The sequence below is a fragment of the Metamycoplasma orale ATCC 23714 genome (genome assembly GCF_000420105.1).
GTDB lineage: Bacteria > Bacillota_I > Bacilli_A > Mycoplasmatales > Metamycoplasmataceae > Metamycoplasma > Metamycoplasma orale.
Genome location: NZ_ATUH01000016.1, coordinates 1 through 12,806, shown reverse-complemented (window position 1 = coordinate 12,806; position 12,806 = coordinate 1). Strand labels below are relative to the sequence as shown.

Genomic DNA, 12,806 nt, shown 5'->3' with positions numbered 1-12,806 from the left:
TCAATATTGATTTTAAAATTTGCTGCCTTTTGAGCATCTAAATTTATTTTAGATTTTCTTCCTTTTTTCTTTTCCATAGCAAAAGAATTATAACCAAACTTTTTGTATTTTTCTATTACTGAATAGCATGCTGAATAAGAATTTTTCATTATTTTAGATATTTCTAAAATGCTAAAATCTTGAAGATATAATTCAACAATCTTTATTTTTTGATCAAGTTTTAATTTCAAATAGCCTTTTATATCTCTATTTCATTTGCTTCTTTTTTCTTTTTTAAATTTGAATTGCATAAAAATGAACCCCTTTCCAAAAAGTCCGGAATTTGGGGTTCACTCTACCTTTGGTTATTGTTTTTTTATTAAAAATTATGTATTTATTAAATTAATAAAAAATATTTTATAATTATTACATCAATAGAAGGGAAATAAAATTATGGATATAATGGTAAAACTTGTTGACAAATGAAAAGCAGTTTCTGAATCATCATGAATAATGTGAGTTCAAATTGCAGTATTTTGTTTAACTTTAATTTTAGCATTTGTAACTGGCTTTACAAAAGGACCTGTTGTTCTAATATTTGTTGGTGTATTTCTTATTGGCGGATGATTAATAGCTTTGGGTATTTCTAAGCCAATAGCTGCTGCAATTGCAAAGAAAGTTGATTTAAATAAATATATGGGTAAATATGGTGGCGAAGATTTTACAAATGTATTTATTAAAACTTTAAGTAGTTTTCTATTATTTTTAATTACATCTATTTTTGCATTTATAAGTTTAATATTTATGAGAGTTTTTAGAAAACTAATTAAAAAGCCTTTAGAAAAAAGAAAAGAAAATAATAAATCTACTATAGGACTAAGGTTGGCAGGAGGCTTAATTGCTCCTATTGCCGCCCTTCCACTTGCTTCGTTTAGTGCAAATGTTGTAGGAATTGCAGCTAAACCTGAAAGTGGTGTTTCTAAAGCATTAAATGGTATGCAAAAATTTTTAACTTTTAAACAAATGTCTGCCTTATCACAATATAGCCCCGGATTAATTTCTGTTGCTACTTTAGCCGCAGATTATCTTAAAAATGGTTCAAATGATGATAGTATTTTTGGCTCAATAAATACATATTTCCAACAATTTTTTAATCAAGATAACTATTCATTTAAAGGTATACCTAATAACATTGCAATAAATGCTAAAGGTGAACCTACCGGAGATATTGATGTAGAGTTTTACTTTTCATTAAAAAAAGTAGATAGTGCAGGCAATGTTGAATATAACAAAATTAAGTATTTTACTGATTCTGATCCAAGCACTGTTCAAAAAATTATTAATAATTTCACTAGAACTGAAGAATCTTTTAAAATTTTTGAAATGATCTTAAAAAGAATTGACACTGTTATTTACAAAGATGGAAAACCTGAAATTGAAAAATATATAGAAAATATTGATAATGCATTTAAACCAGATGTTGGTGGACATCAATTAAACTTTAAAGCCAATTTTTCAAATATTAAAGTCTTTTTAGAACCATGACAAAAAATTGTTATTGCAAATGATGAATATAGACAAAAAGTAAAATGATTAATTTTAAATATTGCTGGAATTGCTAATGTACAACTTCCTCAAACCCAAGAACAATTAAATGAATCTGATGCTAAAGGAAAAGTTAGATATATTTTTGAAAGTATGTTTGATCAATTCATAACAAAACAAAAATAAATTTAAGATAATAAAAAAGTTCAATTGCTTTAAATTGAACTTTTATTTATTAATGGAATAATACTAAAGGAATCGAACCTTTTTATTAGTGAAGTCACTAATGTTTTAACCAATAAACTATCCTTATAAAAAAATGGTGCGGGCGAAGGGAATCGAACCCTCGTATTCAGATTGGCAACCTGATGTTCTACCATTGAACTACGCCCGCATAAAAAATGGTGCAAGTGAAGGGAATCGAACCCTCGTATTTAGCTTGGAAGGCTAATGTTCTACCATTAAACTACACTCGCAAAAAACTTATTTAATTATATATTAATTATTTATTTTTTTAAAAATTAAATAAAAAAAATGGCGATCGCGGCAGGATTCGAACCTGCGACCACAGGCTTAGAAGGCATGTGCTCTATCCCCTGAGCTACGCGACCACACTATATAATAATACCATAAAATAAAGACATATAGTAAAAAAAGAAATATAATTTTTATATATTTAATTTAATTAGAAAGGAAAAAAATGAGTAATAAAGTATTGGTTTTATTATCTTCGCCATTGCCAAAAGATAAGTCTATTTCAACTTATTTGACCATAAAATTTGTTCATGATTATTTAAAGCAACATCCAAATGATGAGATTAATTATTTAGATCTAAATGAAATAGAAAGTGCATCAACAATTTTAAAAGCTTCAAATTTTAGTGCATTTTTTGAAAATAATTTTATTTCAGATAAATACATTAATTTGTTGAAAAACTCAAATAAATTAATTATTGCAGCTCCAATGATTAATTTTAATGTGCCTACTACTTTAAAAAGTTTTATTGATTATATTTGCATTGCAAACAAAACTTTTTCTTACAAATATTCAGCCAAGGGCGAATCTAAAGGTTTACTTGATAATTTAGATGTTCAAATTATAGCTACTCAAGGAGCACCAAAAGATTGGTATTTATTTTCTAGTCATAAAGATTATCTTGAAGGTCTTTGAAAATTTTTAGGTGCAAACGTTAAACCAACAATACATGTTACATCATTAAAAACCAAAGAATTTTCTCAAAAGAGTCGTGAAGAAATATACGAGCTTTATAAATCTGAAATTGAAAAAAGAGCCAAAGAATTTTAATAAAAAGATATTCATTTACTAATTTTTATAAAAAGGACTGTACTTTTTAATATAAGTAAGGTTCTTTTTTTTATGTTAAAAAAAGGCATAAAAAATTAAATAAATGATATATTTTTTTCTTTTTATATAATTGTTTATATTTTATATTGAGGTTAAGGACTTATGCGAAGATTATTTAAAGAAGTGTTTAAATCACTAGCTAAAAATAAGATCACAATGATTTGTTTAACAATATTAATTTTTATTACTTCAGGTATTTTTACATTATTTTTTAATATTAAAACAAGTTATACATCAACAGTGAATTCTTATAATAAAGTTTCAAGATTACATGATTTATCTGTAGATTTAGACGTTAACCCCGCTGGTAATATTCCTAATGGGGGTTTTGATCTTATTGATAAAGAAAATAAAGTAATTGAAAAAAGCCCTTCTGAATTTAATTGAGATAATGAAAAAAGTCATGTCGATTATACACTTAGCTTACCTAAGGAACACCAAGAATATATTCCATTAAAAGATACAAAGCCAGAAAATCAATTTGAAAATTGAACTTTTGGTCCATCTTTTGATAATTACTATATAAGAACTAAAGACTTTTTAGATTTTTATAAAAATTCTAAGTTAAATTCAAATGTTAAATTTGACATTGATGATTATAGTAGTAGTAATAATAAAAAATTATCTGATGGAATTACATTTGATCAAGCTCGTAGATTTTCATTATCAGGTAGTTCTGATTACACCTTTCCTTTATTTAAAAAAATAGCTGGAAAAGAAAAATTTGTAAATGTAACAAAAGAAGAACAAATTAATAATGCTTCTAATTTTGTTTTTAATAGCGAATTAAAATTAAGTAACATTGCACAATTTATTTATAATACAAATAAGAAATCTGAATATTTAATTAATCCGGTTTCTTTATATTTAAATGTAAAAGAAAATAAAGCATCTATTAATATCGATGATTATAACAAATGAAAAGATGAAAATGCTTTACATGTAATTAAAGGTTCAGATCTTTTAAATATGTTAGGTTTTTATGAACAAGAACCTAATTCGGGTAAATTTTATTTTAATAAATCAAAGCAAGATAGCACTGATACTGATATTAAATTATCTAGTGGATATACAAGTATTGAAAATAATATCAATGCTAATGATAAAATTGCAAGTAATTTTAAATTAATAAATTATTTATTGACACACCAAATTAATAACAATGCCTTAGAATATGCAAACATTACTGCTGGAAATTATTTATTACCAAGTTCATGAGTTAGAAAAAGAACTATAACTGGTAAATTTTTATGATATAGATATAAATTAAATTGAGATGAACAATTAAATAATTCAAATTGAAAAGGGTCATATCTTAAATACATTAATAATCTTAAACAAACTAATTCAGATAAATATGATGAACTTAGATATTTTTCTATTTGAACAAAAAAAATTACAACCAAATATGAACATAATGGCAAAATAAATACCAACGAAGAAGAATTAAGTTTGCATTTAGATGAAGATATTAACAAAAATGATTTAAATATTAAATTTTTAGCTGCTGATGAATGAGATGGAAAAGCTCTTTTAGGTTTAAAAAATAATTGAGTAGATGGCAAAAAATATAAGAGCATTTTAGAAATAGAAAGTGTTTTAAATCCTTCATTAAATTCAAATCCAGTGGAAAATGCTAAAAAATTAATAAGTAGTGCTGAACTTAAAAATAATCAAACTATTTTAAAAGATGGAGCATCTCAATATGCTCGTTTAGCTATATTAAAAGAAATTGTTAAAGAAGTTGGCGAAGAAAACATCGGTATTAGACAAACATTAACTATTGAAACAATTGATGAACTTACTAAAATCAAAAATGTTTTTCATTTTATTAATACTGGTGATAAAGATCAAAAAATAAAAGGCATAAAACAAAATGTTGGAAAACTTCAAGAAGAAGCGTTTAATAAAACTATTTTACATAGTTCTATTAATAATAAGGATATTGATGAATTTCTCTTAAAAAGCAAAGATCCTTCAATAATTAAAAAACTTCCTCCCGTATATACAAAAGAAATAATTAATGCTATATTTGATAACTATACACCTGACTTTAATTATTTTGTTCCTGATATTCGCTATGTTGATTATTATGATTATTATGAAAATACACGCTTTTTAAAAACAGTTAAGAATGGAAAATTATTATTATTAACTGATGAAGCTGATGCTAAAGTCTCAGAAGGTGCAAAAATCTTAGGTGCAATAACCAAAGTTGACACCGATAAATATATTGTTCTTAAAAACGAAAACAATAGATGAATTAAAGATAATTCATGATTTTTAGATAAACATTATTTTACATTAGATGAGTTATATCAACAACTTGTTATTAAAGGTCTTACAATTAAAGCGGAAATAGGAAAAGATGGTTGAGCTTGAGTTAATCCGACTTTCAAAAACTCATTATCTTTACCAGTGGCTTTTGGTTCTATTAATACGGATTTAACAAATGACATTATTCAAAATAAATCAGTTGCATTGTTAATTGAATATGCAAAGAAAATTTTATATGAGTCTGATTTAATGAAAATCATTTCAAAAGATGCACTTGAAGTAATTTTATATTCTGCTCAAAAGGCAATTGAAGATAATGGATATCATGAAATGCTTTCAGTTGGTAAATCAAATCCTTATACATTAACAAAAGTTTTATTTGATTTATTAAATAATCTAATAATTTCTATAAATAATAATTCTAATAGTGCATATAAATATGCAAATATTAATGGTGAAGTATTTATAAAATCAACTTTAAACAATATTATTGATTATTTTGAAAAACAATATTTAGATTCTGGATCAACAATTGAAGAAAGAGATCAAAAATTTGTCGATATTCTTAATAAGTTTCTTGGTTTATTAGACTTTAATTTAGAAAATATTTTTCCATCATTTTTAAATATAAAATTAAGAGATTTATTTAAATTTTTCAAAGATAAATCACAAGTATTTATTTTCTTTAAAAATTTAATTGATTCAATTAACTTTAGCAAATTTAGTAGTCTAATTCAAGATTGATATAAAAAATATCCTCTTCAAAATTTGACTGATAATAAAAGAGCATACTGAGTTTTATCATCTCATCAAATAGTTGTTGATTTTCTAAAATCAGTTGATTCAAATAAATTTAGAACTACTATGAAAAACATTATTAATAATGTTGACTTTAATAAAATATTAAATCCTAATATTGAAAATAGTTTATTTGATATTTGGAAAAAAGCAAATCAAAAAGCAAATGTAGCAATAAGTGCAGATGATGAACAAAATATAAAAACCTTTTTTATTAATTTAAGTGCTTATGATATTACCAACCCTGCATTAGCATATAAAAATGTTAGTGAAGGACTTAGCGAAATTATTGATAATATTTCAGTAGAAAAATTTGCTAACACTCTTGAAGGTTTCTTAAAAAATTATAGATGAGCAGTTGAAGCTAATGCAAAAGTATATGATAATTTCAACACAAAGACCTTAAGCGATGTTGATTATTTATCTGCATTTGTATCATCAATGGTAAGCTCAAATAATAGCAGTGTTTCTAATAAAGTTATTGCAATACAAAATGCTTTAATTAAATTAGCAAACTTATCATTTAAAACTCAAGAAATATCTAAAACTTTAAAATTAAACATTCCTGCAGATGAACCAGGCAAAATTTCATTGACTAATTTACTTGCTTTAACTAAATTATCTTTCCCTAATAATAATAGTACTTCATCTACTTCGCATGCATTTAGTCCATATGATGAAGAAAAAATAAAAGATATTTTAGGTAACATTAATATTTCTATTGCAAACAAAATGCCTGTTGAATTAAACAAAGAAGAAATAGCATTCTTAACTAATTATGTTTTAATTCAAGAAGATGAATTTAATAATCTAGATACAATGAAACAAAAAGTTGAATATTATTTAGAATTTATTAAAAAACTTAAAATTAACAATTTTAAAACAAACTCAGAATATAAATTTGATTCTGCCGAAGCTTCTAAAGACATTTTATCTTATGCTGATTTAGGATATTTCTCAAGTTTAATAAATGAAGAAAGCACAATTGTTGATAAACCTTTATTATCTAAATTGCATTCTGTTCTTGCTAAATATTTAGGTTCAATGATTGGCAAAGGTGATGGCCCTATAATTGATAAGACTTTAAATCTTTATTCAATGTGAATTAAGTTAGCATATGAATTAAATGCTTTAGGAGAAAAAACAGTTTCATATGTTAAAAACCCTTACACTGGTGAAAATGAAAAAGTAATTAATAAGAAAAATGATTTAACATATGATCAAATTACTTTCATTTTAAAAGGTTTATTAAACTTAGCAAAAGATTCAGAAGTTACAAATTTATTTAATAGTTTTGAAGAAGTTAAAGAAAAACTACCCGGCATTGGTATTTTAGGTAGCCAACCTGGCTCATATGATGCGCTTGCATTACAATTATCATTAGCACATACTGAAACAAATAAATTAGTTTCTAATATTGAAAAAATTTTTAATACAAATGCTAAATTCCAAAATTATTTTAATTCTTTAAAAGCTTCTGGCATTGAATTATCAGACAAAAATATTCAAGATTTTAAGTCAATTTTACTAAAACATAAATATGAATTAGTTTATAATTTTGGTTATATTGCTTCAGCAAATATGATGCCAACTTTCTATTTAAGTGCTTTAGAAAAATTTGTTTCAACATTTATTAATAATAAAGATATAAGTGCAGATTCTAAATTAAAACCTTTAATTACAAATAATTTTGATTTTGATTTAGTTTACAAAATGACTTTAAACGCTTCAAAAACAAGTCAAATATTTTCAATAATCAATTTACCTTCTTCATTAATGAATCCTTTAATTGCTTTATCATTTCCTCAAATTTTACTTAGTTATTTATTAAGCAATAACCCTAATGAAGGTAATGCAGGATTTATAGTTAGAAAACTATTTTCTAATTTAACAAATATGAATGCAGAAGAAATTAGAAGTATGCTTCTTCCTTTATTTGATAAATTCTTGCCTGATGATTTAAAAATTGAAAATAAATCTGATGCAAATATTGTTATTGATTTGTCTTGATTTAATTATTTAATCACAAATAAATTAAGACCTAACAATGAAGATTTAGAATTTTATGGACTTAATTTAACTAAAACTTTTAAAGATGTTTTATATAAAATTATTCAACCTATCTCAATTTACAATTTAATTTCTTATACTGATGCTGGATCTTATTTAGCAAAAGTAAATTATGGTTATTTAAATAAAAACAATAAAGAAGTTTATAAAGGTGATTTATCTAAATATTTAAAATCGCCTTTAGAAATGCAAAGATTCGTTGATTCTCTCGATGCTAAGTATAAAGTTAGAATAAATACTATCGAATATGTAATTATTGGAGTAGATACAACTGCTGATTATTTATATCCTGCAATTAATGAATCTAACTTGCAAGTTGATACAAAAACTCAAGCTTTACTTTATGTTAATCAAAAAGGTTTTGATAGAATTTATTCAGCTTACCCTACATTTGCTTTAAAAGAATATGTATTGGTAAAAGCCCCTTCAAAACTAACAAAAAGCGGAAAAGAAATTTATCAAATTGGAAAAAGCCCTAACGATTTAAAAAATATATTCAATAAAATTATTTCGAGTGTATCTTCATCGAACAGTCAAAAAGTTTATTTAAATAATGAAGTTGATTATTTAAATCCTGAACGTTCAATTAGAGTTACAACCACAGCCAAATTAATTTCAACAATTAAGTCTGTTACATTTTATGCAGTCTTTATTCTAATTATTTTAGTAGCATTTATTGTTTACTTTATTGTTAAAAGATATATCGAAGATAGAAATAAAGTTATTGGTATTTTATTGGCACAAGGATATACAACAAAAGAAATAGCTATTTCATTTTGTGCATTTGGATGAATTCCAACTTTAATAGGTACTATATTTGGATATATTACAGGTCTTCTATTACAAAGCCCAACGATGAAAATATTCTCGATATATTGGACGCTAGAAAACAAAATTATCTCGTTCTCACTTCCAACTTTATTATTTACAATTATTGTTCCTTTTGTCTTAATTAGTTTATTAATCTTTTTAATTACTTGATTTTCTGTTAGAAAAAAACCAACTGAACTTATGAGTGGTCTTGTCGAAGTGTCAATTGGAAACTTTTCACAAAAAATTATGTCAATCTTTAGACGTTCAACTATTAAGTTCAAATATATTATTTCTACTGCTATTAATAATTTCTGAAAATTCATTTCATTATTACTTGCATTCTCAACAACTTCTTTAATCACGATGTTATTTATGTCAACTGGTAATGTCTTTAATAAATCAATTAATCAAACATATGAAAATAGAAATTATAGATATAAACTTGATTTAGAAACCCCAACAACTGAAGGTGGGCCATTTGTTACATATAACAAAAATGATTTAAGCAAGTATTTATATGTTCCTAATGATTTGTCTGGTGGTGGTTCTTCTTCAACAGGATCACAATTGGATTATCAAAACCCTAACTTTTTTAGACCAGGATATAATTTTAATACAGATGTAAAAGTTAATAAATTTGATCCAGTTGTTTTAACTAAATCATCACTTGATTTATTGCTTGATATGTCAGTTTCTCTTAGTCCATGAGATATAACTTACGCAAACATGCCAGAAACTCAACGTGCTAGAGTTACTGAAATATTTAAGCGTGTATCAAAAGCAATGGAACAAACTCAAAACTTAGTTCCTTGTCATTGATCAGTTGCGGCACCTGGGTATATGTCAGTTAAAGATATAAATAAATATTATGCCGATCAAAAAGCTGGCTTACCTGAAGATTTGTCTAATCGTCAAAGTTTCTTTGCCTTTACTACTGTTGGCTCCGGCTCTAGTTCTGATGGGTTGCCTAAATTTAAATTAGTTGAATGAAATCCTGAAACTGGATCATATGCAAAACCAGTTTTAGTATCTACTTCTAAATATCGTATTCAATATAGAAATTTCCTAACCGAAGCTTATAAAAAAATAAATCTTAAAGACTTCTTTGTTTCATTTGGCGGTATTTATTGAAATGATTCAACTAATGAAAAATATACTTATGCAGATGTTGGTATAGGATTTTATACAAAAAAATCTAAAGAAGAAAAAAATAAAGATTATAAAATTTATGGATACCAAAAAGATAGTAAATTTATTAAAATTTATTCTGAAGATGGCAAAAACTTAACACAAGCTTTAGAAAATTACAATTGAGATGAAAATAAAGAAATTCCTTTAGTAGTAAATCATGTTACTTCAAAAATTTTAGGAATTAGTGAAGGAAGCATATTAAATGCTAATATTAAAAATCATGTTAATAGATTTTTATATAGAGCATTGGGTAAAGATAGTCCAAAAGTAAATTATAAATTTAAAATCATTGGTGTTTCTAACACTTATATAAATAATGAATTTATTACAAGAAAAGATATACTAGACAAAATTTTAGGATTTGATAGTTTAACTAGAAGATTATGCGAAGCTAAAAAAGATGAACTAGATGCTATTAAAAATATCTCTGATCCTAAAGATTACAAGAAAATTGAAGAAAACTTTATTAAACAATATGAAGCCTTCAATGGAATTTTATCTAATGATGAAACTCCTGTTCAAACAATTGATACATTAACAACTTATTCTCCTTTAGGATATTGAGGAGCATCTGCTACATTTGATGTAGATGGTAGTGATAATTTTGTAATTTGAGATTTCTTCAAGAGAATATTCTTATCGGACGGTTCTAAGTTTACTTCAGCATATGAACATATGGTTAAGAGCTATAATGAATATGATAAATCTAACTTAGACTACAAAGAAACCTTATTAAGAAAATTAAAAATAACTAATGATCAATTTAATGAAATGCTTCATACTAAAAATCCAAGTGCTGAATATGTAAAATTAGCAAGAGATGTTTTAAATGAATTCTTTGGAATTGATTCACAAGCTATATATGGTAAAAACATTATGTATGGTGCTTCATTTAATGTGGACAGTAAAGATATAGAAGTTGGATTTATTAGTGGAATATCGCAAACTACAAATACAATTCTTTCAGCATTTATTGTTTTATCATTTGCTATATCAATTATTATTCTTGTTGTAATTACACATATTATGATTACTTCGTCACAAAGATCAATAGCTATATTCTCAATTTTAGGATATAGCAATAAAGAAAAAGTATTCTTATTCTTCTTTAACTTTATACCTATTATTGTTCTAGCTTGTTTATTTATGATTCCAGTAACTTATGGATTTATAACAGTTCTAAATAAATTTATGATGGCAACTAGTCAAATAGTTCTTCCAATTAAATTATATGTTTCAACAGTTCTTTTATCTCTTGCAGTTTGTTTATCAATATTTACAATAACATCAATTATTACTTGAAACTCAATAAACAAAGCAAAAGCAATCGACGTCTTGAAAGGAAAATAACATGGATAAAAAAATTAAAAACAAAAGCACTCCAACCAAAAATACCGAAGAAGTGAAAAAAACTACTAGAGTAGCTAAAACAAAAAAATCTTCTTCTAATGAAAAAGAGAAAATCGTTTTAGACATTAATAGTGAAATTTCAAAAGGATTGTCACCAATTAAACTTGCAAAAGCAGATAAACCCTTTACAATTAAAGATGAAGATGACAATAATGTTAAAGTTTTAGATAACAAAACTTTAAAAAAATTTAAAAAAGCCAATAATAAAGCTTGAAAAAAAGATGGTAGAGAACATCTTAAAAATCAAGAAGGTTTAATTGTTGAAGTTGAAGATGTGCATAAAACATATCTTTCAGGAAATATAGCTACTGAAGTTTTAAAAGGTGTTAGTTTTTCAATTAAGGCCGGAGAAATTGCAATTCTTTATGGAAAATCTGGTTCAGGTAAATCTACCTTATTAAATATAATAAGTGCTTTAGATAGACCAACTAGTGGTAAAGTTATTGTTAATAATGTTAGTCTTCCTTATATGTCTAATGAAAAACAAACTTTATTTAGAAGAAAAAATATTTCATTTATTTTCCAAAACTATAATTTACTTCAAAACTTAAATAGTTTTGATAATGTTGAAACAGGTTCTTATTTGCAACCCGTAAAAGAAAAAAGATTAAATCTCAAAAAATTATTCCGTGATTTTGAACTTACTGAATGTATGTATAAATATCCTTCGCAAATGTCAGGTGGTCAACAACAAAGAGTTTCTATTCTTCGTGCTTTAGCTAAAAATAGTCCTATTATTGTGGCAGACGAACCAACAGGTGCACTTGATGAAAAAACTTCAAAGATAGTTTTAAAAATACTACAACAAATTAATAAAGAATATGGTGCTACTATAATAATAGTTTCACATGACCCAAGTGTTGCAGAAGTTGCGGATAAAGTTATTTATCTAGAAAATGGACACATTCGTGAAATCATTCAACAAGAACGTAAATGATTAATTGATAAAAATTCTTCAGAAAATTCAAACGAATAATTTACAGATAATAAAATATGGCTCTAATTATTGGCCATATTGCTACATTGTAACATGAAGTGCAACACTTGACAAATTTGTTAAAGTTGTTGCACTTTTTTATAAAATAAAATTGAAGGGATATTTTTCCCTTCAATATAACTCTTGTGCATTGCTTAAAAAAAGAGGTTACAATATGAATTATACACACATTAATTATGAAGAGAGAGTTTTAATTGAACATTATTTTAATTTAAATTATTCAATTAATAAAATCGCTAAAGAAATTAATAGATCTGCTTCTACTATTTCTAGGGAATTAAAAAGAAACTTTGATAGCAACATAATGAATTACAATTCGAACTCTGCAAGTCAATTAGCACGCAAAAGAAGATATCATCG

The 12,806-nt window shown here is 25.2% G+C and carries 6 protein-coding genes and 3 tRNA genes; 5 read left to right on the top strand and 4 right to left on the bottom strand.

Features of this window, described 5'->3' with window-relative positions; all coding sequences use genetic code 4:
* Positions 1-290 (bottom strand): helix-turn-helix domain-containing protein (locus F795_RS0103135; protein ID WP_022936161.1); only part of this gene is annotated, 290 nt, incomplete at its 3' end.
* 142 nt (positions 291-432) lie between these two features.
* Here F795_RS0103135 and F795_RS0103130 point away from each other — a divergent pair.
* On the top strand, positions 433-1,710 hold the full coding sequence (locus tag F795_RS0103130) for a hypothetical protein (protein WP_022936265.1): 1,278 nt from the start codon (positions 433-435) through the stop codon (positions 1,708-1,710).
* Between the two features lie 134 nt (positions 1,711-1,844).
* Here F795_RS0103130 and F795_RS0103125 read toward each other — a convergent pair.
* The 3 genes from F795_RS0103125 to F795_RS0103115 form a co-directional block, all read right to left on the bottom strand.
* Positions 1,845-1,918: transfer RNA gene (locus F795_RS0103125), tRNA-Gly, on the bottom strand.
* Between the two features lie 8 nt (positions 1,919-1,926).
* A tRNA-Gly gene (locus F795_RS0103120) sits at positions 1,927-2,000 on the bottom strand.
* A 59-nt stretch (positions 2,001-2,059) separates the two neighbouring features.
* A tRNA-Arg gene (locus F795_RS0103115) sits at positions 2,060-2,135 on the bottom strand.
* Positions 2,136-2,224: 89 nt separating this feature from the next.
* Between F795_RS0103115 and F795_RS0103110 the strand changes: the two genes are divergently transcribed.
* From F795_RS0103110 to F795_RS0103095, 4 genes are all read left to right on the top strand, one after another.
* Complete coding sequence (locus F795_RS0103110) at positions 2,225-2,830, top strand: FMN-dependent NADH-azoreductase (protein WP_022936264.1); 606 nt, start codon at positions 2,225-2,227, stop codon at positions 2,828-2,830.
* A 162-nt stretch (positions 2,831-2,992) separates the two neighbouring features.
* Complete coding sequence (locus tag F795_RS06940) at positions 2,993-11,389, top strand: ABC transporter permease (RefSeq protein ID WP_022936263.1); 8,397 nt, start codon at positions 2,993-2,995, stop codon at positions 11,387-11,389.
* 1 nt (position 11,390) lies between these two features.
* Positions 11,391-12,425, top strand: a complete 1,035-nt coding sequence (locus F795_RS0103100) for an ABC transporter ATP-binding protein (RefSeq protein WP_022936262.1) — start codon at positions 11,391-11,393, stop codon at positions 12,423-12,425.
* Positions 12,426-12,600: 175 nt separating this feature from the next.
* Positions 12,601-12,806, top strand: a 206-nt coding sequence (locus F795_RS0103095) for a helix-turn-helix domain-containing protein (protein ID WP_022936261.1), incomplete at its 3' end; no start/stop codon positions are given.